Below are 21,459 nucleotides of genomic sequence, written 5' to 3'. Positions count from 1 at the left end.
CACGACCAGGAACGACGAATGCGGCGTTCCGCTGCAACCACCCCACGGGATTCATCGGAGTCACCAGAACAATGAGCTACGACTCGATCTTCCGACCTGGCCTGTTCGACGGCCAGACCATCATCGTCACCGGCGGCGGCAGTGGCATCGGCCGCTGCACCGCCCATGAGCTGGCGGCCCTCGGCGCCCACGTGGTGCTGGTCGGACGCAAGGCGGAAAAGCTGGAGAAGACCGCCGGCGAGATCGTCGAAGACGGCGGCAGCGCCAGCTGGCACGCCTGCGACATCCGCGAGGAGGAAGCGGTGAAGACGCTGGTGGCGAATATCCTGGCCGAACGCGGGACCATCCATCACCTGGTCAACAACGCCGGCGGCCAGTATCCCTCGCCCCTCGCCTCGATCAGCCAGAAGGGCTTCGAGACCGTGCTCCGCACCAACCTGGTCGGCGGCTTCCTGGTCGCCCGCGAAGTGTTCAACCAGTCGATGAGCAAGACCGGCGGCAGCATCGTCAACATGCTCGCCGACATGTGGGGCGGCATGCCCGGCATGGGTCACTCCGGCGCCGCACGCTCCGGCATGGAGAATTTCACCAGGACCGCCGCCGTCGAGTGGGGCCATGCCGGCGTGAGGGTCAACGCGGTGGCGCCGGGCTGGATCGCGTCCAGCGGCATGGATACCTACGAAGGCGCGTTCAAGGCGGTGATCCCGACCCTGCGCGAGCACGTGCCGCTCAAGCGCATCGGCAGCGAGTCGGAAGTCGCCGCCGCCATCGTCTTCCTGCTCTCCCCCGGCGCCGCCTTCGTCAGCGGCAACACGATCCGCATCGACGGCGCCGCCAGCCAGGGCAGCCGCGCCTTCCCGCTGCTCAAGGGCAAGCCGGGACAGAGCCGCGCGTACAACGGCTTCCACCGCGCCTACCTGCCCGACGTACTGAAGGACCAGGAGGACTGACATGCCCGCGATCCAGTCGGAACTCGACGTCAACGGCGAGGACTTCGCCCGCAACCGCGAGGCCATGCTCGCCGCCGTGGCCGGCTTCCGCGAATTGGAGCAGAAGGTCCTGGACAAGGCCGCCGAGGCCAGGCCGAAGTTCGAGAAACGCGGACAACTGCTGCCGCGCGAACGCCTGGCGTTGCTGCTCGATCCGGGCGCGCCGTTCCTCGAACTGTCCTCGCTGGCCGGCTACAAGCTGCACGACGACAAGGACGGCACCCAGGCCGGCGGCGGGATCATCGCCGGGATCGGCTACATCGCCGGGGTGCGCTGCCTGGTCAGTGCCAGCAACAGCGCGATCAAGGGCGGCACCATCTCCCCGACCGGGCTGAAGAAGACCCTGCGCCTGCAGCAGATCGCCATGGAGAACAAGCTGCCGGTGGTGACCCTCACCGAAAGCGGCGGCGCCAACCTCAACTATGCGGCGGAGATCTTCGTCGAAGGTGCGCGCGGCTTCGCCAACCAGGCGCGGATCTCCGCCATGGGCATTCCCCAGGTCACCGTGGTGCATGGTTCCAGCACCGCCGGCGGTGCCTACCAGCCGGGGCTGTCGGACTACGTGGTGGTGGTGCGCGGCAAGGCCAAGATGTTCCTCGCCGGGCCGCCGTTGCTCAAGGCCGCCACCGGCGAGATCGCCAGCGACGAGGAGCTCGGCGGAGCCGAACTGCACGCGCAGGTCGCCGGCACCGCGGAATACCTGGCGGAAAACGACGCCGACGGCGTGCGCCTGGCCCGCGAGATCGTCGGCATGTTGCCGTGGAACGCACAACTGCCGGCGCGCCCGGCGCGTTCCTGGCGCGAACCGCTGTACCCGGTGGAGGAGCTGCTCGGGGTGGTTCCGGCCGACCCGAAGAAGCCCTACGACGTCCGCGAGATCGTCGCGCGCATCGCCGACGGCTCCGAGTTCCTCGACTTCAAGAACGAGTTCGACGGCCAGACCGTCTGCGGCCACCTGCGCATCGAGGGCCACGCCTGCGGCCTGATCGGCAACAACGGACCGATCACCCCGCAGGGCGCGGCCAAGGCGGCGCAGTTCATCCAACTCTGCGAACAGAGCAACACGCCGCTGCTGTTCCTGCACAACACCACCGGCTTCATGGTCGGCACCGAGTCGGAGCGCCAGGGCGTGATCAAGCACGGCTCGAAGATGATCCAGGCGGTGGCCAACGCCCGCGTGCCCAAGCTGACCCTGGTGGTCGGCGGCTCCTACGGCGCCGGCAACTACGCGATGTGCGGACGCGGCCTCGACCCGCGCTTCATCTTCGCCTGGCCGAACAGTCGCACCGCGGTGATGGGCGGTGCCCAGGCCGGCAAGGTGCTGCGCATCGTCACCGAGGAGAAACACGCCAAGGAAGGCAAGGAAGCCGATCCGAAGATGCTCGAGATGCTGGAAACCGTCACCGCGCAGAAGCTCGACAGCCAGTCCACCGCGCTCTACGGCACCGCCAGCCTGTGGGACGACGGCCTGGTCGACCCGCGCGACAGCCGCAGGCTGCTCGGCTACCTGCTGGATATCTGCGCGGAAGCCGAGGCGCGGCCGCTGAAGGGCAACAGCTTCGGGGTCGCGAGGTTCTGACTGCAACAGGCGAGCCGGCGACAGCCCCTCTCCCCGCTCTCCCTGAAGGAAGAGGGTTGGGAGAGAGCAAGCGGATCCTGCCGGAAAACAATGATGCCCAGGAGGAAAGACAACCCATGATCTTCACCCAGGAACACGAGGAACTCCGCCGCACCGTTCGCAGCTTCGTCGAGCGGGAAATCAACCCCAACGTCGACCAGTGGGAAAAGGACGGCCGCTTCCCGATCCACGAGATCTTCCGCAAGGCCGGCGAACTCGGCCTGCTGGGCATCTCCAAGCCGGAGAAGTTCGGCGGCATGGGCCTGGACTACAGCTACTCGATCGTCGCCGCCGAGGAATTCGGCAGCATCACCTGCGGCGGCATCCCGATGGCCATCGGCGTGCAGACCGACATGTGCACCCCGGCCCTGGCCCGCTTCGGTTCCGACGAGTTGCGCGAGGAGTTCCTCCGCCCGGCCATCGCCGGCGAGATGGTCGGCTGCATCGGCGTCTCCGAGGTCGGCGCCGGCTCCGACGTCGCCGGCCTGAAGACCACCGCGCGCAAGGACGGCGACGACTATGTGATCAACGGCAGCAAGATGTGGATCACCAACTCGCCGTCGGCTGACTTCATGTGCCTGCTCGCCAATACCTCCGACGACAAGCCGCACGTCAACAAGTCGTTGATCGTGGTCCCGATGAAGACCCCGGGCATTACCCTCAGCCCGCACCTGGACAAGCTCGGCATGCGCAGTTCGGAGACCGCCCAGGTGTTCTTCGATAACGTCCGCGTACCGCAGCGCAACCGCATCGGCGCGGAAGGCGCCGGCTTCATGATGCAGATGCTGCAGTTCCAGGAAGAACGGCTGTTCGGCGCGGCCAACATGATCAAGGGCCTGGAGCACTGCATCGACGTCACCATCGAGTATTGCAAGGAGCGCAGGACCTTCGGCCAGCCGCTGATCGACAACCAGGTCATCCACTTCCGCATGGCCGAGATGATGACCGAGGTCGAGGCGCTGCGCGCCCTGGTCTACCAGGCCACCGAGCTGTACGTGAAAGGCAGGGACGTGACGCGCCTGGCTTCCATGGCCAAGCTCAAGGCCGGCCGCCTCGGCCGCGAGGTCAGCGACGCCTGCCTGCAGTACTGGGGCGGCATGGGCTTCATGTGGGACAACCCGGTCTCCCGCGCCTACCGCGACACCCGCCTGGTATCCATCGGCGGCGGTGCCGACGAGATCATGCTCGGCATCATCTGCAAGCTGATGGGCATCCTGCCGGGCAAGAAGAAAGGCTGACGTTCCAGGAGGAAACCGGCATGAGCCTGCCGCATTGCGAGACCCTGCTGCTGGAACCCGTCGAGGGCGTCCTGCGGATCACCCTGAACCGCCCGCAAAGCCGCAACGCCATGAGCCTGGCGATGGTCGGCGAACTGCGCGCGGTGCTCGCCGCCGTGCGCGACGACCGTAGCGTGCGGGCGCTGGTGCTGCGCGGCGCCGACGGGCACTTCTGCGCCGGCGGCGACATCAAGGACATGGCCGGTGCCCGCGCCGCCGGGGCGGAAGCCTACCGCACGCTGAACCGCGCCTTCGGCAGCCTGCTGGAGGAAGCCCAGGCCGCCCCGCAACTGCTGGTGGCGCTGGTGGAAGGCGCGGTGCTCGGCGGCGGTTTCGGCCTGGCCTGCGTGTCGGACGTAGCGATCGCCGCCGCCGATGCGCAGTTCGGCCTGCCGGAAACCAGCCTCGGCATTCTCCCGGCGCAGATCGCGCCTTTCGTGGTCCGCCGCATCGGCCTGACCCAGGCCCGCCGCCTGGCCCTCACCGCCGCCCGCTTCGACGGCCGCGAGGCACTGCGCCTGGGCCTGGTGCATTTCTGCGAGGCCGACGCCGATGCCCTCGAACAGCGCCTGGAGGAAACCCTCGAGCAACTGCGCCGCTGCGCGCCGAACGCCAACGCCGCCACCAAGGCCCTGCTGCTGGCCAGCGAAAGCGGCGAACTCGGCGCCCTGCTGGACGATGCGGCGCGCCAGTTCGCCGAAGCGGTGGGCGGCGCCGAAGGCAGCGAAGGCACCCTGGCCTTCGTACAGAAACGCAAGCCGGTCTGGGCCCAGTGAGCCACGACCGCGAAACAGGGCAACAGCCTCCAGGAGCCGAACGACATGCCCAGCTTCAACAAGATCCTCGTCGCCAACCGCGGTGAAATCGCCTGCCGGGTGCTGCGCACCGCCCATGAACTGGGCTACCGCAGCGTCGCCGTGTACAGCGAGGCGGACGCCGACGCCCGCCATGTGCAACTGGCCGACGAGGCCGTGTGCATCGGCCCGGCAGCGGTGGCGCAGTCCTACCTGAACCTCGAGGCGATCCTCGACGCCGCCCGTCGCAGCGGCGCCGAGGCGATCCACCCCGGCTACGGCTTCCTCTCCGAGAACGCCGAGTTCGCCCGTGCCTGCGAAGCCGCCGGGATCGTCTTCATCGGCCCGGATGCGGAAGCCATCCACCTGATGGGCAGCAAGCGCCTGTCGAAGATCGCCATGCTCGCCGCCGGGGTGCCGTGCATCCCCGGCTACGAAGGCGCCGAACAGGACGACGCGACCCTGCGGCGCGAGGCCGAACGCATCGGCTACCCGCTGATGATCAAGGCCAGCGCCGGCGGCGGCGGCCGCGGCATGCGCCTGGTGGAGGAACCCGGCCAACTGCTGGAACAGTTGCGCACTGCGCGCTCGGAAGCGCTGGGCGCCTTCGGCAGCGCCGAGCTGATCCTGGAGAGGGCCGTGCTGTGCCCGCGCCATGTGGAGATCCAGGTGTTCGGCGACCGCCACGGCAACCTGCTCTACCTCGGCGAACGCGACTGCTCGGTGCAGCGCCGCCACCAGAAGGTCATCGAGGAAGCCCCCTGCCCGGTGCTCGATGCCGACCTGCGTCGCGCCATGGGCGAGGCGGCGGTGAAGGCCGCGGCCTCGGTCAACTACGTGGGCGCCGGCACCGTCGAGTTTCTTCTCGGCGAGGATGGTCGCTTCTACTTCCTGGAGATGAATACCCGCCTGCAGGTCGAACACCCGGTCACCGAACTGGTCACCGGCCAGGACCTGGTGGCCTGGCAGATCCGCATCGCCGAGGGCCATCCGCTGCCGCTGCGGCAGGAGCAGGTGGAACTGCGCGGGCATGCCATCGAGGTCCGCCTCTACGCCGAGGACGCCGGTCGCGGCTTCCTGCCGCAGACCGGCACGGTGCTGCGCTGGGACCCGGAACTGCTGCCCGGCGTACGCATCGACCATGGCCTGGTCGAGGGGCAGGCGGTGACGCCCTTCTACGACCCGATGCTGGCCAAGCTGATCGCCTACGGGGCGACCCGCGACGAAGCCCGGCGCAAGCTGATCCGCGCGCTGGAGCGCTGCGTGCTGCTGGGGGTCGACGGCAACCAGCGGTTCCTCGCCAACCTCCTGGCGCATCCGGACTTCGCCGCCGGCGAGGCGACCACCGCCTTCATCGGCGAACGCTTCGCCGAAGACCCCAGCCTGCAACCGCGCCAACCGGGCACCGAGGAACTGGCCCTGGCCGCCGCCCTGCTCTACCAGGCCGGCGCCGAGGCCAGTGCGCACCAGCCCGGCCTGGCCGGCTGGCGCAGCGCCGCCGGGGCACCGTGGAAGATCGTCCTGAAGCACGCCGAACAGCGCCTGGAGATCGGCCTGGAGGTCCTCGAAAGCGGTCGCCGGCCGCGACTGCTGGCGCGCCTGGAGCGACGCGAGATCGCCGTGCGCCTGCTCGACTGCGACGGACGCTGGGCCAGCGCCGAACTCGACGGCATTCGCCGCCGCCACGCCTACCACCTGGACGGCGGGCGCCTCTGGCTATACGGCCACGGCGGCAACCTCGAACTGCTCGACGTCACCCACGCCGGCGCCAGCGCCCAGGTCGGCGCCAGTTCCGGCACGCTCAAGGCGCCGATGGACGGCGCCATCGTCGAGGTGCTGGTCGGCGAGGGCGAACGGGTCGGCAAGGGCCAACTGCTTCTGGTACTGGAGGCAATGAAGATGGAACACTCGCTGAAGGCCGGAGTCGACGGCGTGGTCCGCCGCGTCCAGGTCGGCCGTGGCGAGCAGGTGCGCAACCGGCAGGTGCTGGTCGAGGTGGAAGCCGACGCCTGAGACAACCCGCCGCTCATCCGCAACGACAACGACAAGAAAACGGAGACGCCCATGTCACTGCACGGCAAGACCCTGTTCATCACCGGCGCCAGCCGCGGCATCGGCCGGGAGATAGCCCTGCGCGCCGCGCGCGATGGCGCCAACCTGGTGATCGCGGCGAAGAGCGCCGAGCCGCATCCGAAGCTGGAAGGCACCATCTTCAGCGTCGCCGCCGAGGTCGAGGCCGCCGGCGGCCAGGCCCTGCCGCTGCAACTCGACGTGCGCGACGAGCAGGCCGTGGCGGCGGCCATGGCCCGCGCCGCCGAACGCTTCGGCGGGATCGACGCGCTGGTCAACAACGCCGGGGCGATCCGCCTGGTCGGGGTGGAAAAGCTGGAGCCCAAGCGCTTCGACCTGATGTACCAGATCAACACCCGCGCGGTGCTGGTCTGCAGCCAGGCCGCCCTGCCCTACCTGCGCAGGAGCGCCAACGGCCACATCCTCAGCCTGTCGCCGCCGATCAACCTGGCCGGCAGGTGGTTCGCCCAGCACGGCCCCTACACGGTCACCAAGTACGGCATGAGCATGCTTACCCTGGGGATGCACGAGGAGTTCGGGAAATACGCCATCAGCGTCAACGCGCTGTGGCCGAAGACCATGATCGCCACCGCCGCCATCGAGTTCGAGCTGGGCAGCCGTGACGCCTTCCGCCGCGCGCGCACCCCGGCGATCATGGCCGACGCCGCGCACGCCATTCTCACCAGCGAGGGGCGCAGCCTCAGCGGGCGCCTGCTGGTCGACGAGGAATTGCTGCGCGAGCGCGGCCAGAGCGATTTCGAGCAGTACCGCTACGACCCGGAGGGTGGCGCGCTGGTGCCCGACCTGTTCCTCGACTGAGGTCTCCGACGAAAGGCGCGCGGCGCTCTGCGGCGGGCTTCCGGGCTATTTGCCGAAGTGCCCCGGGGCGACCGCGCAACGGTCATAGCCGAGGCGGCGGCTGCGGTCTAGAGTCGCGGGAGCGTCCTACGCCCCGCACAACAACGACAAAGCGCGAGAGCCATGACCCACGCCGACCTGATCACTTTCAACCGTTTCGTTGCCCGCCTGCCTGCCACCTTCGGCCGCGTGCCGCGCATGCTGCGCGGCCTGTACTACACCGCGATCCGTAACCGCGAGAAGAGCCTGTCCCTGGGCTGGGCGCTGGAGCGCGCGGCACGCCTGTACCCGGACAACCCGGCGGTGCTCGACGGCCAGCGGCGGATCAGCTACGCCCTGTTCAACGGCTGGGCCAATCGCCTGGCGCGCGCCTTCAAGGCCGAGGGCGTAGGCCACGGCAGCGTGGTCGCGGTGATGCTGGAGAACCGCGTCGAGCTGCTGGCGATCCTCGCCGCCCTGGCCAAGCTCGGCGCCATCGGCGCACTGGTCAACACCACCCAGCGCGGCAAGGTCCTGGTGCACAGCCTGAACCTGGTGAAGCCCGGCCACTTCGTGGTCGGCGAAGAGTTGCGCGAGGTGTTCGAGGAAGTCCGCCAGGAGGTGCTCGGCAACACCGGCCATTGCTACTGGGTCGACGACGGCGACACCCTCGGCGATCCCGGCTCGCCGCCGATGGGCTGGCGCAACCTGATGCGCCTGGCCCAGGGGCAGACCTCGGAGAACCTCGAGGACACCGGCAGGGTGCGGCTCAAGGACTCCTGCTTCTACATCTACACCTCCGGCACCACCGGCCTGCCGAAAGCCTCGATCATGAGCCACGGCAAGTGGATCAAGGCCTACGGCGGCTTCGGCCATTCCGGCCTGGGCCTGGGCCGCGACGACGTGCTCTACCTGACCCTGCCCTGCTACCACAACAACGCCGTGACCGTCTGCTGGAGCGCGGCGCTCGCCGGCGGCGCGGCCATGGCCCTGCGCCGCAAGTTCTCCGCCAGCGGTTTCTGGAAGGACGTGCAGCACTACCGGGCGACCTGCTTCGGCTACATCGGCGAGCTCTGCCGCTACCTGCTGAACCAGCCACCGTGCGCCGAGGAACGCGGCAATAGCCTGACCTGCATGATCGGCAACGGCCTGCGCCCGTCGATCTGGGCCGAGTTCAAGCAACGCTTCGAGATCCAGCGGATCACCGAGTTCTACGCTTCCAGCGAAGGCAACATCGGCTTCACCAACGTATTCAATTTCGACAATACGGTGGGCTTCTCCCCAGCCACCTACGCCATCGTCCGCTACGACCTGGAGAACGACCGCCCGGTGCGCGACGCCAAGGGCTTCATGGAGAAGGTCGGCAAGGGCGAGGTCGGCCTGCTGATCAGCGAGATCAGCGCGAAGTGGCCGTTCGACGGCTACACCGATCCGGCCAAGAGCGAAGCGGTGATCCTCCGCGACGTGTTCAAGAAGGGCGACGCCTGGTTCAACACCGGTGACCTGATGCGCGACATCGGTTTCAAGCACACCCAGTTCGTCGACCGTCTCGGCGACACCTTCCGCTGGAAGGGCGAGAACGTTTCCACCACCGAGGTGGAAAACGCTCTCGGCGCCTTCGACGGGGTCGAAGATGCGGTGGTCTACGGCGTGGAGATTCCCGGCACCAACGGCCGCTGCGGGATGGCCGCACTGCGCCTGGCCGATGGCGTCGAACTGGACCGCGACGCCCTCGCCGCGCACCTCGACCGCGAGTTGCCGGCCTATGCCACGCCGGTGTTCCTGCGCCTGCTGCGCGAAGTCGAGACCACCGGCACCTTCAAGTACAAGAAGACCGACCTCAAGCGCGACGCCTACGATCCCGCGCGGGTGAGCGACAAACTCTTCGTCAGGTTGCCCGGCAGCGCCGGCTACCAGCCGTTGGACGCGGAGCTGTACCAGGCGTTGCAGGAGCAGCGCTACCGCTTCTGAGCGCCGGGGCGGCCTACTGGCGGAATTCGAACTGCAACTCGGCCCCTTCCAGGGGCCGCGACACGCCCAGTTCGCGGTCGCGATAGAGCAACTGGCCGTTGAGGCGGAAGTCGCTGTCGTCCTTTTCCTCGAACATCGGCGGCAACAGCGGCTTGGGCTTATGGGTCTCTTCCGTGCCGGGCGGCGCCATCTTCTGCACCAGTTCCTTCGGCAGGCGCAGGTCCAGCTTGGCGCTCGGCAGCGGCTTGCGCACCTCGGGGTCGAGACGAGCGGTGGAAGCGCGCTTCGCCGGCGCCGGCTTGTCCTTGGCGACCGGCCTGCTGGCCGGCTTCGGCGGCGCAGCCGCAGGCTTCGGCTTGGCCGGCGGCTTGGGTTCGGCAACCTGCTCCGCGGCTGGCGCGACCTTCTTCGAAGCTGTTTTCGGCGCGGCAGGCACGGCAGGCGCTGGCTCCGCGCGTGCAGGCTTCACTGGCCTGGCAGGGGCGCGCTGCTCCTGCGGCGGTGCTTCCGGGGCTTTCTTTTCCGGTGCCTTGGAGCCGTCATCACAGGCCGCCAGGAAGCAACCGAAAAGAACAACGACGCAAATTCGGCAAAGACGTTTCATAGTCACGCAGGTATGGCCAATTGCGGCAATGCTGACGGCAGACTGCAACCAAGGCAAGGGGTCACTATCGTCATCCTGGCACTCTCTCGGTTGTTCGCCCCATGTCTAACCTGTCATGCACGGATAACCGCTTGATGTCAGCCCGCGACGCCATCACGGCGTCGCGGGCCATGGTCGTCACGGCCGTTTCTTGGCGCTCGCGGCTATCGTCGCGAGGCGTTCCAGTCGTTCCACCAGGTTCTCTCCGGGGAAACGTTTCTGCAGCTCGGCCAACTGGGTCGCGGCCTGCTCCGTCTTGCCCTGCTCACGCAGGGCAAGGACCGCCCCGAGCGCCTCGTCGAGCACCTCCGGCTTCACCGCAACCGCCTTGCCCCTGGCCTGGGCGACGAAGTCGCCAGCCAGCTCCGCCTGGACCTTCGCCTGCTGCGCGGCCTGGGCCGGCGGTCGGTCGGCCAGGGCAGCCGGAGCCGGCGGCGCGGCCTCGGCCATCAGTTGCGGCGCCTCCCCGGACGATGCGTAGCTGGCCAGCAAGGCCGGGGACTCCGACATCTCGCCGGACAGCGGAGCCGGCGCCGCCGGCGCGCGCATGGCCCGCTTCGCCGCAGCGGCCCCGGCGACTCCGTCGCGCAGGGGCACATCGCTGAACGCCACTTCGGGCCGGGCCTGGCGCTCGGCGTCGTCCAGCACGTTGTGGCTGACCAGCCCCAGCACCAGCGCCACGCCCAGCAGGCTGGCGAAGGCCGCCTGCCAACGCGGCCTGCGGGAGGCTTCCAGCCAGCGCCGCCACCAGGGCCGGGCAGGTTCGACATGCGCCGCCTGGCGTCGCGCGGCGGCGAGGATCGCCTGGTCCAGCGCCGGCGCCGGCTGCTGCGGCGCGTGGGCGCGGAAATGCGCCAGCATCTGCTCTTCGGCGACGCTCGCGGAATGCTTCTGTGGGTTCATACCGCCACCTCCTCGGCCAGCAGCCGGCGCAGCTTCTGCACCGCGTAGCGGAAACGGCTCTTCACCGTCTCCAGCGGCGACTGGGTGAGCGTGGCGATCTCGGCCAGTTCCAGTTCGCCGTGGGCGCGCATCAGGAATACCTCGCGCTGTTCCTCGGGCAGGGTCTCCAGCGCGCTCTGCAAGCGCTCGCCGTCGCGGCTCAGGCTGAGCTGCTGCTCGGGGCCGGCGCCCTGGTCGGGTTGCGCGTGCAACTGTTCGTCGTAGCTGTCCTGCAACGGCTGGCGCTGGCCATGCTTGCGCCAATGATCGATGAGGCGGTTGCGGGCGATCTGGTAGAGCCAGGTGCGGAAGCTCGCCCGGCCCTGCGGCTGGCTCTCGCTGCGGATCAGGCTGAGCCAGGTTTCCTGGTAGATCTCGTCGGCCAGTTCGGTCTGTCCGGCCAGGCCGCAGAGAAAACGGTAGAGACCTTGCCGGTGGCGCTGGTAGAGCACCTCGAAGGCCGCGCTGTCGCCCTTGCGGTAACGCGCCAGCAGCGTTTCGTCGCTGCCGGCGGCCGTCGTGGTGCTGGTGGAGGCATGCATGCCGCTGGTCGACTCCTGTCCTGTGTCAAAGGCGACCGAGAGCAGGCTCATCGGCCACATCCTTCGCGGCACGCATCGGCGTCGCCACGAAACGCCCGGGCCGTCGCCAGAAGCGCGGCCGGAGCGGCTATCGGTAGACATTTTCCAGCGTCGGACAGTTCGGCGAAAGTGCCGGTCCGGATGGAAGCCGGGAAAAACATCGAGACGACCTCGTCGTGCAGCGGAGAGATACCCGCTGAGACGAAGCTGTCGGTGGATTCGGGTTAATCCCCGGGAAAATTCTTCGCGGACTGTCGCGGGGCGCCCCTCAGCCAGGGGAGCGCCTCGCGCTCAGGCGGCGATCAGGCCTTCCTGGCAAAGCTGCCCGGCAAGCATGCCGAGGGTCATGATCGCCCGCTCCGCCTCGCGGTTCCAGGGAATCCCGCAGGTCAGCCGCAGGCAGTTGTTGAACTGCTCGGTGTTGCTGAAGATCAGCCCCGGGGCGATGCTGATGCCCTGCTCCAGGGCCCGCACGTGGAGTTCCTTGGTGTTGACCTTGGCCGGCAGGCTGACCCAGAGGATGAAGCCGCCCTTGGGCCGGGTCATCTGCGTCCCCTCCGGGAAGTACTGCTGCACCGCCAACTGGTAGGCGGTCATGTTCTTCCGGTACTCCTGGCGGATGTAGCGCAGGTGGCGGTCGTAGCCGCCGTTCTCCAAGTAGGCGGCGACGCCCATCTGGGTCACGGTGCAGGCCGAATGGGTGGTGAAGGTCTGCAGGCGACGGATCTCCTCCTGGTAGCGCTCGGCGATGATCCAGCCGATGCGTACGCCGGGCGAGATGGTCTTGGAGAAACTCGAGCAGTAGATCACCCGGCCGTCGCGGTCGTGGGACTTGAGCGAGCGCGCCTGGCCCTGGTCGAACATCAGTTCGCCGTAGATGTCGTCCTCGACCACCCCGATGTTGTGTTCGGCGGTCAGTTTCAGCAGTTGCTTCTGGCGATCCTCGGGAATCGTCCCGCCGAAGGGATTGCTCAGCCGCGCGGTCAGCACCAAGGCCTTGATCGACCACTGGTTGGCCGCCAGTTGCAGCGCTTCCAGGCTGATCCCGGTGCGCGGGTCGCTGGGGATCTCGATGACCTTCAGGCCCAGCACGTCAGCCAGTTGCAGCAGGCCGTAGTAGCTCGGCGACTCGGTGGCGATCAGGTCGCCGGGACGGGTCAGCACCCGCAGGGCCATGTGGATCGCATCCACGCAGCCGTGGGTGATGGTCACCTGCGACGGGTCGACCACCACGCCGGCGTCGCGCATGCGGATCGCCACCTGCCGCCGCAGCGGCTCGAAACCGGGGCTGAACATGTAGCTGAACGCCCGTGGGCTCTGGAAGCGGGTGACCTTGGCCAGTTGCTGGTGCAAGGCGCGCACCGGCAGGTAGTCCACGTGCGGCACCGCCGCGCCGAGCGGGAATACCCCTTCGCGGCGGGACTCGGCGAGCACCTGGTTGATGATGCTGCTGCGGGTGACCAGGCCGGGACGCTCGACCCGCGCGATATCCGGGGTCGGCGCGGTCAGTGCCGGGGTGCGGTGGACGTAGAAGCCGGATTGCGGACGGGCACGGATCAGTCCCTGGTCCTCGAGGGTGGCGTAGGCCTGCAGCACGGTGGCGTGGCTGACGTTCAACTGGGTGCTGAGCTTGCGCACCGACGGTACCCGCTCGCCCGGCTGGTAGACGCCACGGCGAATGTCCTCGGCCAACTGCTGGGCGATGCGTTGGTAAAGCAGCAGATTGGTCATGGCGGGTTTTCCTCGGCGATTGAACCGAAACAGTAGCTCAATTCGTGAAACTGCTCCAGAACAGTTCGGCCGACAACCAGGCATACAGTCGCAAAACTGTACGGGTCGGTCGCAGAGACGGCGCGTTTGCGAGGAAAAGAAAACCCGGTCGGTCGCCACCGGCCGGGTGCGGGCGGGAAATAGTCCGCCAAGAGCCGCCTGGGGAGCGGCCATAGGGAAAGTCAGAAACGCAACGCGTCCGCCGCCGCGCTCTCGCCGGTCGACGCTTGCCAGGCGAAGGGGCTTGGCGCCAGGCCGAGATCGCCGAACAGGCGGTAGTCCGGGACGGCGGCGGGCTGGCGGGCGGCCGGGGAAAAGTCATCGCGGCCGAGGCGGGTGACCAGAACCCGGGCCTGCACCTGCAACGCCACCAGGCTGAGGCTTTCCCGCGCCGTGCAGCCCGCCTCGCCGCACGCCACCGGCGAGTCCTCCAGCAGGAGTTCCTGGCGGCGTGCTTCGGTAACCGCGCGGAGTTCGGCGGCGAAGGACGGCTGGCACAGGCTCAGCAACAACGGCAGGACGAAACGGGCAAAGCGGGGCTGGCGGATCATGCGGATTCCTCGGCTGCGGCGGGATGGCTCCCGGGGGCTGGCGAGGATTGTTCCGCAACTGGCGGTCGAGATGTTTCGAACCCCGGTCAGGCGAGTTCGTGGAGCCAGTTCATCACGCCCAGGGCGATCAGTTCGGCGTCACTGTTGAGGCCTATCTTGACCATCGCGTTCTTCTTGTGGGTGCTGATGGTCGACACGCTGCGCATGGTCCGCTGGGCGATCTCGCTGACCGTGTCGCCACGCGCCAGGCGTCGGAGGATGTCCACCTCGGTGGGGCTCAGCGGCTTGCCGGTATGCCGCTGCGGGTGCAGGCCGGGGTCGAGGAAGGTCTGTCCGAGCGCCATGCACTCCAGCGCCGCCTTCAGCGTCTCCAGCGGGCTGCGCTTGCTGATGTAGGCCGAGGCGCCGCTGCGCAGGACCGCCTTGGCCAGCAACGGCGCGCTGAACACCGAGTAGACCATCACCTTCATTTGCGGGCAGTGCCGGGTCAGCCATTCCACCAGGTGGATACCGTCGCGGCTGCGCTGGCCAGGCAAGCCCAGCTCGGTGATCAGGATGCTTTCCGGCGGCAGGTCGGCCAGGCGCTCCACCAGGCTGTCGCTATCGCCGACCACCGCCAGCACCTGGCGTCCGCACTCCTCGCTGAGGTAGCGCTGCAGCGCCCACTGCATGACCGGGAAGGAATCGGCGATCACCAACCCCGGCAGGGTTTCGTTCGAACTCATGGCGCCTCTCTACTCGTTATAACGAAATACAAGGTGCTTATGCTGCACGGATTGCCGCTCGAACTAGTTCGATCCCGATGATAGCCCGCTCTTGCGCAAGTTCTGACAGAGGAATCCAGCGCCACCCGGTTCGCCAGACGAAAAAAGCCCCGGACCCTTTGGGGTACCGGGGCTTCCTGCGGCGGCGCGGTTCTCAGCGCGGCGCGCTGAGCTGGCCCTTGTCGTTGGAGAAGACGATCTCCACCCGGCGGTTCTGCGCCCGTCCCCGGTTGGAGGCGTTGTCGGTGACCGGGAAGGCTTCGCCGTAGCCGACCACCTGCATGCGCGCGGGATCCACGCCGAGATCGGCGAGCACGTCGGCCACCGCCTGGGCGCGCTCGCGCGACAGGTCGAGGTTGGCCTGCCTGTCGCCGACGCTGTCGGTATAGCCTTCGATGCGGATCACCCGCCGCGGATTGAGCTGGAGGAACTGCACCAGCTTCAGCGCGGTGCGGTTGGCCGCCGGCTTGAGTTCGGCGCGGTTGAAGTCGAACAGCACGTCGCCAAGGGTGAGCACCAGGCCACGCTCGGTTTCCTCGGTGCTGAGACTGGCGATCTCCTCGCTCAGGCGCTGGCCCTGCTCCTGCACACTGAGCAGCTTGGCTTCGCGCAGGGCCAGTTGCAGGCGCTCGCGCTCCAGTTGCAGGCGGGTCAGGCGCTCCTGGTTGAGGTTGAGCAAGGCGTGCTGGCGAGCGATCTCGCTGTAGCGCTGGCTCAGGTAGGCATACTGGATCACGTCGCTGCTGCTGCCCCAGTAGCTGGACAGGCGTTCGGCGCGGGCCAGCGATTCGCCGGCGCGGATCACATCCTTGGGCGCCGCGCGGAGCACGTCGGAATCTTCCTTGACCTGGTCGAACTCGCTCTGCGCCTTGGCCAGCGACTGTTCGCTGAGCTTGTGGTCGGCGCAGCCAGCCAGCGCGGCGCAGGCCAGCAGGGTGGCGAAGAGAGTCGCTTTGCCCGGCATCAGTCGGTCTCCCCCAGTTGCTTGCGCAGACGTTTCAGGCTCTTGTCCAGCTCGCCGAGCTGGTCCTTGCTCTTCTGCGTCAGCACCTTGGACTCGGCGAGGCGTGCGTCCAGCTCGGCCTGCTCGGCCAACAGGCGCGCCTTCTTGTAGGACTCCGCGGTCATCGCGATCTGCGCCGCGGCGTACTTGTCCTGGGCCAGTTTCAGCTCGGCCACGTCGTCGGTGGCACCCACCGCCTTGGCCTGCTCCAGCGCCTGTTCGGTCAGGCGCATCTGCTCCAGCGGAGCCGGGTCGTTGCTCGCACAACCGCTCAGGGTCAGCGCGGCGAGGCCTGCGGCCATCATCCATCGAATGCTCACAAGTCACTTTCCTGCGTAGTCGAACTGGCGCCGGAAGCCGGCAATTGCTGGGCTTTCCAGCGTTCGAGATTGTCCTGCAAGAGCGTTACGGGAACGCCGGCAGCCGACAATTCTGTCATCTTTTTCGCCAGTTGTCCGCGCAGCCACGGATCGTTGCAGGCGGAGTTGTGCGACAGCGTCAGGTACAGCCCCTCGCTGCTCAGCACCGGTTCCAGCGCCTCCAGGTCGTCGGCCATGCCCAGCGCCTCGACCTGGGCCTGCCCGGGCAACGCCTGGTAGAGGAGGAACTCGCTGCGCTTGAGCATCAGGTCCTGCAAGCCCTGGGTCAGGCTCGGCACCGGCTTCAGGTCGAGACTGGCCTTGGCGAAGCGGTCGAACTCCTCGCCCAGGCTGCTGCCGGCCAGCACGCTGCCCTTGTGCCCGATCAGGTCGTCGCGGCCGATGAACGGGAACGCGGCGTCCTTGTTCACCCAGACCACCCCGCTGGTCATCAGGAACGGCGGATGCACATAGTCCATGCTGCCGAGCCGTGCCAGGGTCAGGTAGGCCCCGGCGAGCAGGTCGGCGCGACCGCTGGTCACCTCTTCCTGGGCCTTCTCCCAGGAGCCGCTGTAGAGCACGTCGATGCGCACGCCGAGCTCCTTGCCCAGGCGCTGCAACAGGTCGGCATTGGCTCCGATCAGGCGCTTCGGATCCTGCGGGTCGCGCCACAGGTAGGGTGGGTACTCCGGGTTGCCGGTGGCCACCAGGCGCTCGCAGGAGCCGGCCGCCGCGGCCAGCCCCGGAACGAACAGCGCCGCCAGCAGGATGCCGGCCAGGCGGCACGGGGAACAGCGAAAGGACATGGATTCAGGCTCCGCGGTACAGGGATGCGCGCAGCAGTCTGCCACATTTCCGCGCGCGCTCCCGCCCCGCTATTCCGATGGGTACCAGCGCGGCGTGTAGACCCAGGCTTCGCCGTCGGCACGCGGGAAGCTGCAGGTGGTGGACGAGCCGATGATCACCAGGGTGCGCATGTCCACCTGCTCCGCACGCAGCTCGCCCAGGGTGGTGCGCAGCAGGCGCTCGCCGGGCCGCCCGATGTCGCGACCGAGCACCACCAGGGTCTGCGGCGAACGATGGCGGGCGACGATCTCCAGCGCCCGTCCCAGTTGCCAGGGCCGCGCCCGCGAGATCGGATTGTAGAAAGCCATCGCCAGGTCGGCGGCGCCGGCCAGGTCGAGGCGCCGCTCGATCACCTCCCAGGGCTTGAGGTTGTCGGACAGCGACAGCAGGCAGAAATCGTGGCCCAGAGGCGCCCCCGCCCTGGCCGCGGTGGCCAGGGCCGCCGAGACGCCAGGGAAGATCCGCAGCTCGACCACGTCCCAGGCCGGCTCGCCAGCGCCATGCAGGGCTTCCAGCACCGCGGCGGCCATGGCGAACACGCCGGGGTCGCCGGACGATACCAGCACCACCGCCCTGCCCGTCGCTGCCAGTTCGAAGGCATGCCGGGCGCGCTGCAATTCCTCGCGGTTGTCGCTGCCATGCAGCACCTGTCCGGCGCGGAAGGGTCCGGCCATGTCGACGTAGGTCTGGTAGCCGAGGATGTCCTCGGCCTCGTCCAGTGCCCGCCGCGCCGCAGGCACCATCAGCTCGGCGCAGCCGGGCCCCAGGCCGATCACCGTGAGTCGGCCGCGACGCTGGCCGATGCGGTCCATCGCCAAGGGCGCGGCGGCCACCGCCAGCCGGTCGCCGACCTGCTCGGCGGCGGGCAAGGCCTGGCGCAGGCGCGCAGCGGGATCGGTCTGCGGCAGAAAGCGCAGCGGTACGCCGAGCGCATCGGCGGCGGCCTGCAGGCGCGGATCGGCCATCCGCGCGCTGTCGGCCAGCAAGCCGCCGAGCGCCGCCGCGGCCAGGCCGGCATCGACCAGCGCCTGGCGCACCGCGTCCGCCGCCGCGTCGGCAGGTTCGAGCGCCGCCAGCACGCAGCGCGGATGGATCAGCAGTTCCTCGGCCCGCGGCGCACGCGCCGAGGGCGTCACGTGAATCGCCAGCGCCGCCGCCGGGTCGCGCGGCAAACGGGCCGCGTCGAGCCAGCCGGCGGCACCCTCGACGCGCACCGGCTGGCCACCGAGCAAATCGGCAACGAAGCGCTTGCCCTGCTCCAGGTCGGCCAGGACATAACCGGCGGGCGGGTTGAGCACGCAGGTGCCGAAGCGCAGCTCGCCGCTGGTGGTGATCGCCGGCGCCACGGCCAGCACCTCGCCGATTTCCCGCGCCAGCCGGTTGACCCCGGCCAGCCCGCCGAGCAGCGGCACCACCGCGCTGCCGTCCTCGGCCAGGGCCAGCACCGGCGGCTCCGCTCCCTTGCGTTGCAACAACGGCGCCAGGCTGCGAATGACGATACCGGCGGCGCACAGGGCGACGATCGGGCGGTCGGCGCAATACAGTTCGCGCAGGGTGTCGCCGAAATCCGTATAGGAACGGTCGGCCTCGACCCGCCCGGCGAGCCCATGGACCAGCGCTCCGGGATAGCGCGCCTGGACCCGCCGCGCGGTATCCAGCGCGCCCTGGCCGAGGATGACGATGGCCGGAACCTGCTGGGCGTCACTCACCGCCGGCCCCTCCCTGCCACTTGTCGCCGGGAACGACGATCAGCGAGAAGTACGGCGAGGCCATCGGCTCCACCCGTTCCAACGGCACGATCCGCTGGTTGGCCATGGTCGCCCGCTCGACGTACAGCGCGCGGCGCTCGAGGCCAAGCTCGACCAGCACGCGGCGGACCTTGTCGAAATTGCGACCGAGTTTCATCACCACCGCCGCGTCGGCATCCGCCAGGCGCCGGCGCAACTCCTCCTCGGGCAGCACTCCGGAGAGCACCGAGAGGCTCTGGTTGCGGTACACCAGCGGCGCACCGAGCACCGCCGCGCCGCCGAGCATCGAGCAGACGCCAGGCACCACTTCGCTTTCGTAGCGCGTCGCCAGGCGGTCGTGCAGGTACATGTAGGAACCGTAGAAGAATGGGTCGCCCTCGCAGATCACCGCCACGTCGCGGCCGGCGTCCAGGTGCGCGGCCAGCTGTTCGGCGGCGGTGTCGTAGAAATCGCTGATGATGGTCTCGTAGCACAGCGGCGGTTCCAGCTTCTCGGTGGTCACCGGATAGACCAGCGGCAGGCGCACTTGGGCCTGGTCCAGGTGCGCCTCGATGATGCCGAAGGCGTTGCCCTTCTTGCCCTTGGCCACGAAATAGCCGACTACCGGCGCCGCGCGCAGCAGGCGCAGGGCCTTGAGGGTGATCAGTTCGGGATCGCCGGGCCCGACGCCCAGGCCCAGCAGGCGGCCCTTCACGACACTCATCATTCGCGCTCCGTGGCCAGGGCGTTCACCGCCGCGGCGGCCATGGCGCTGCCGCCACGGCGACCGCGGACGATCACGTAGGGCACCCCGCGGCTATCGGCGGCGAGCATCTCCTTGGATTCCGCGGCGCCGACGAAGCCGACCGGGAAGCCCAGGATCAGCGCCGGTTTCGGCGCGCCGGCGTCGAGCATTTCCAGCAGGTAGAACAGCGCGGTCGGCGCGTTGCCGATCACCACCACGCTGCCCTCCAGGTGCTCGCGCCAGTGCTCCAGGGCCACCGCCGAGCGGGTATTGCCGAGTTCCGTGGCGAGCGCCGGCACGTCCGCTTCGTTGAGGGTGCAGATCACCCGGTTGGCGGCGGGCAGCCGCGAGCGGGTCACGCCTTCGGCGACCATCCGCGCGTCGCAGAGGATCGCCGCGCCGGCGGCCAGCGCGGCGCGGCCGGCGGCGCCGGCGCCGGGCGAGAAGCGCAGGTCGTCAACCACGTCGACCATGCCGCAGGCGTGGATCACCCTGACCGCGAGCTTTTCCAGGTCGGCCGGGATGCCGGCGAGGTTCGCTTCGGCGCGGATGGTGGCGAACGACTGGCGATAGATCGCCTGGCCATCGCGGATGTAGTCAATCATGCGGGTTTTCCGGAAGTGGGCTGGGAAGGCAGGGCCGCCAGGTAATCGGCGGCCGTGGCGAAAGTCAGGCGGCTGGCCAGCAACTGGCCGAATCCGGGGTGGCATGGGTCGCGCCGGTACAGGTCGTAGAACCCGCCGCTGCGCGCCAGCAGGGTGAGCGGCGCGCGGTGGGCAGCGGCGCAGGACCGTTCGCAGCCGCACAGGTGCAGTTGCGGCAGGTCGCTGCGCGGGCCGAGGCGTTCGGCCAGGCGCAAGGCGTCGCCCTTGGTGTCGGCCAAGCCCCTGGCGCAGGCGCTGGAACCGCTGCAGGCGATCAGCCGCGCCAACGGCGCGTCGGGCTCGGTCAGCAGGCCGAGTCCGCGCAGGCCGAGCAGCGCCTGGTGGGCCTCGGCCTGCGCCAGGTTCGGCAGGAGCACGCCTTGCCAGGGGGTCAGGCGCAGGCTGCCGTCGCCATGGCGTTCGACCAGCTCGGCCAGGCCTTCCAGGCAAGCGCTGTCGAGCCGGCCGAGCGGCGCCGCCGCGCCGACCATCACCAGGCCCGGCTGGCGTTGCGGCTGGACGCCGAGATGACTCCACGCACGCCCCGGCGGACGCTGCCAGGCCGCCACCCGCTCGTCACGCCGCAGAGGGAAATCCAGGCGCGCCTGCAAGGCCTCCAGCAAGGGTTCTCCGGCCAGCTCCTGCAACAGGTGGCGCATCCGCGTCTGTTGCGGCTGGGCGCGTTCGAGGAACAGGTCGAGCAGCGCCAGCACCAGGGACTCGCCCCGCTCCGCCGGCAACGCCGCCAGGGGGCGGTCGCGGGCCGGGCAGCCGGCGAGTCCGAAGACCAGCGTCGCGGTCGGCGCCGCGGGCATCGGCGAGAGCCAGATGTCATGGGGATGTTCGAGCATCGCCAGGTCTTCGCCGCCGTCCAGCTGGATGGCGAACTTGGCCGACAGCGCGTGGTAGCGGCTGTCCGCCTGGAGCCGCAGCAGCAACCGCGCGGCCAGCGGGCGCACGTCCAGCGACAGGTGCGGATCGAGCCCGGCGGCCGGGCTGAGCATCAGGTTGCGCACGTCGTCGGCGCCGGCCAGGGCCCCATGCCGGGGACCGAGGCCGGCGTCCAGCAGGCGGCGGACGAGCCGCTCTTCCTCGCCGCGGCGGACGCCACGCAATTGCAGGTTGGAACGGTTGGTCGCCTCGATCACGCCGCTGGCGCAATCCCGCGCCGCGGCCGCCACGGCGCGTGCCTGGGCGGCGTCCAGGCGACCGGCATCGAGCTTGATGCGGCAGATGCCGCCGTCCAGCGCCTGGACGATACGCAGCAGGCCGGGACAGGGCGACGGACGTGGTACGGGCAGGGGCGCCGGGGTCTGGTCGTCGTTCAA

20 protein-coding genes are annotated in these 21,459 nt (G+C 69.0%); 7 read left to right on the top strand and 13 right to left on the bottom strand.

Going from position 1 to position 21,459, the window contains the following annotated elements:
- Positions 1-71: 71 nt before the first annotated feature.
- The 7 genes from HMPREF2924_RS06160 to HMPREF2924_RS06130 all read left to right on the top strand — a co-directional run bounded on the left by HMPREF2924_RS06160 (position 72) and on the right by HMPREF2924_RS06130 (position 9,556).
- Positions 72-950, top strand: coding sequence for an SDR family oxidoreductase (locus HMPREF2924_RS06160; RefSeq protein ID WP_003130778.1), 879 nt, complete (start codon positions 72-74; stop codon positions 948-950).
- A 1-nt stretch (position 951) separates the two neighbouring features.
- Positions 952-2,568 carry a geranyl-CoA carboxylase subunit beta gene (gene atuC, locus HMPREF2924_RS06155; RefSeq protein WP_003114738.1) on the top strand — a complete coding sequence of 539 codons (1,617 nt, stop codon included), beginning with the start codon at positions 952-954 and terminating at the stop codon, positions 2,566-2,568.
- Between the two features lie 116 nt (positions 2,569-2,684).
- Positions 2,685-3,845, top strand: coding sequence for a citronellyl-CoA dehydrogenase (gene atuD / locus HMPREF2924_RS06150; protein WP_003101733.1), 1,161 nt, complete (start codon positions 2,685-2,687; stop codon positions 3,843-3,845).
- A gap of 20 nt (positions 3,846-3,865) precedes the next feature.
- Positions 3,866-4,660: an isohexenylglutaconyl-CoA hydratase gene (atuE, locus tag HMPREF2924_RS06145; RefSeq protein ID WP_003090995.1), complete on the top strand. Its 795-nt coding sequence runs from the start codon at positions 3,866-3,868 to the stop codon at positions 4,658-4,660.
- A gap of 45 nt (positions 4,661-4,705) precedes the next feature.
- Positions 4,706-6,691 carry a geranyl-CoA carboxylase subunit apha gene (gene atuF, locus HMPREF2924_RS06140; RefSeq protein WP_003130775.1) on the top strand — a complete coding sequence of 662 codons (1,986 nt, stop codon included), beginning with the start codon at positions 4,706-4,708 and terminating at the stop codon, positions 6,689-6,691.
- A 51-nt stretch (positions 6,692-6,742) separates the two neighbouring features.
- Positions 6,743-7,567, top strand: a complete 825-nt coding sequence (locus HMPREF2924_RS06135) for an SDR family oxidoreductase (RefSeq protein ID WP_003101741.1) — start codon at positions 6,743-6,745, stop codon at positions 7,565-7,567.
- Positions 7,568-7,729: 162 nt separating this feature from the next.
- Positions 7,730-9,556, top strand: a complete 1,827-nt coding sequence (locus HMPREF2924_RS06130; protein WP_003130772.1) for a long-chain-acyl-CoA synthetase — start codon at positions 7,730-7,732, stop codon at positions 9,554-9,556.
- 13 nt (positions 9,557-9,569) lie between these two features.
- Here HMPREF2924_RS06130 and HMPREF2924_RS06125 read toward each other — a convergent pair whose 3' ends face one another.
- The 13 genes from HMPREF2924_RS06125 to cobG all read right to left on the bottom strand — a co-directional run bounded on the left by HMPREF2924_RS06125 (position 9,570) and on the right by cobG (position 21,459).
- On the bottom strand, positions 9,570-9,992 hold the full coding sequence (locus HMPREF2924_RS06125) for a hypothetical protein (RefSeq protein ID WP_003091000.1): 423 nt from the start codon (positions 9,990-9,992) through the stop codon (positions 9,570-9,572).
- Between the two features lie 345 nt (positions 9,993-10,337).
- Positions 10,338-11,102 (bottom strand): anti-sigma factor SbrR, encoded by a 765-nt coding sequence (gene sbrR, locus HMPREF2924_RS06120; protein WP_023094637.1) that lies wholly within the window; start codon positions 11,100-11,102, stop codon positions 10,338-10,340.
- On the bottom strand, positions 11,099-11,683 hold the full coding sequence (sbrI, locus tag HMPREF2924_RS06115; protein WP_003130768.1) for an ECF family RNA polymerase sigma factor SbrI: 585 nt from the start codon (positions 11,681-11,683) through the stop codon (positions 11,099-11,101). The genes sbrR and sbrI overlap by 4 nt, the downstream gene beginning before the upstream one ends.
- 330 nt (positions 11,684-12,013) lie before the next feature.
- Complete coding sequence (locus HMPREF2924_RS06110) at positions 12,014-13,453, bottom strand: aminotransferase-like domain-containing protein (RefSeq protein WP_003091003.1); 1,440 nt, start codon at positions 13,451-13,453, stop codon at positions 12,014-12,016.
- A 221-nt stretch (positions 13,454-13,674) separates the two neighbouring features.
- Positions 13,675-14,043: a hypothetical protein gene (locus HMPREF2924_RS06105; RefSeq protein WP_003130767.1), complete on the bottom strand. Its 369-nt coding sequence runs from the start codon at positions 14,041-14,043 to the stop codon at positions 13,675-13,677.
- An 86-nt stretch (positions 14,044-14,129) separates the two neighbouring features.
- Positions 14,130-14,768, bottom strand: coding sequence for a LuxR C-terminal-related transcriptional regulator (locus tag HMPREF2924_RS06100; RefSeq protein WP_003091005.1), 639 nt, complete (start codon positions 14,766-14,768; stop codon positions 14,130-14,132).
- A gap of 193 nt (positions 14,769-14,961) precedes the next feature.
- Entirely contained in the window at positions 14,962-15,771 is an 810-nt protein-coding gene (locus tag HMPREF2924_RS06095) for an OmpA family protein (RefSeq protein ID WP_003091007.1), read from the bottom strand.
- Positions 15,771-16,130: a DUF4398 domain-containing protein gene (locus HMPREF2924_RS06090; RefSeq protein WP_003091008.1), complete on the bottom strand. Its 360-nt coding sequence runs from the start codon at positions 16,128-16,130 to the stop codon at positions 15,771-15,773. Before HMPREF2924_RS06090 ends, HMPREF2924_RS06095 begins: the two co-directional genes overlap by 1 nt.
- Positions 16,127-16,975, bottom strand: a complete 849-nt coding sequence (locus HMPREF2924_RS06085) for a substrate-binding periplasmic protein (RefSeq protein ID WP_003091009.1) — start codon at positions 16,973-16,975, stop codon at positions 16,127-16,129. The genes HMPREF2924_RS06090 and HMPREF2924_RS06085 overlap by 4 nt, the downstream gene beginning before the upstream one ends.
- Before the next feature lie 69 nt (positions 16,976-17,044).
- Positions 17,045-18,724 (bottom strand): precorrin-3B C(17)-methyltransferase, encoded by a 1,680-nt coding sequence (gene cobJ / locus HMPREF2924_RS06080; RefSeq protein WP_003130765.1) that lies wholly within the window; start codon positions 18,722-18,724, stop codon positions 17,045-17,047.
- Positions 18,717-19,469 carry a precorrin-2 C(20)-methyltransferase gene (locus HMPREF2924_RS06075; protein WP_003091011.1) on the bottom strand — a complete coding sequence of 251 codons (753 nt, stop codon included), beginning with the start codon at positions 19,467-19,469 and terminating at the stop codon, positions 18,717-18,719. Before HMPREF2924_RS06075 ends, cobJ begins: the two co-directional genes overlap by 8 nt.
- Positions 19,466-20,092 carry a precorrin-8X methylmutase gene (locus tag HMPREF2924_RS06070; protein ID WP_003107929.1) on the bottom strand — a complete coding sequence of 209 codons (627 nt, stop codon included), beginning with the start codon at positions 20,090-20,092 and terminating at the stop codon, positions 19,466-19,468. The genes HMPREF2924_RS06075 and HMPREF2924_RS06070 overlap by 4 nt, the downstream gene beginning before the upstream one ends.
- A complete protein-coding gene (gene cobG / locus HMPREF2924_RS06065) occupies positions 20,089-21,459 on the bottom strand; it encodes a precorrin-3B synthase (protein WP_023094635.1) in 1,371 nt (456 codons plus the stop codon). Before cobG ends, HMPREF2924_RS06070 begins: the two co-directional genes overlap by 4 nt.

It is taken from the genome of Pseudomonas sp. HMSC063H08 (assembly GCF_001813645.1).
Lineage (GTDB): Bacteria > Pseudomonadota > Gammaproteobacteria > Pseudomonadales > Pseudomonadaceae > Pseudomonas > Pseudomonas aeruginosa.
This window is presented reverse-complemented; position numbering and strand designations above follow the sequence as displayed.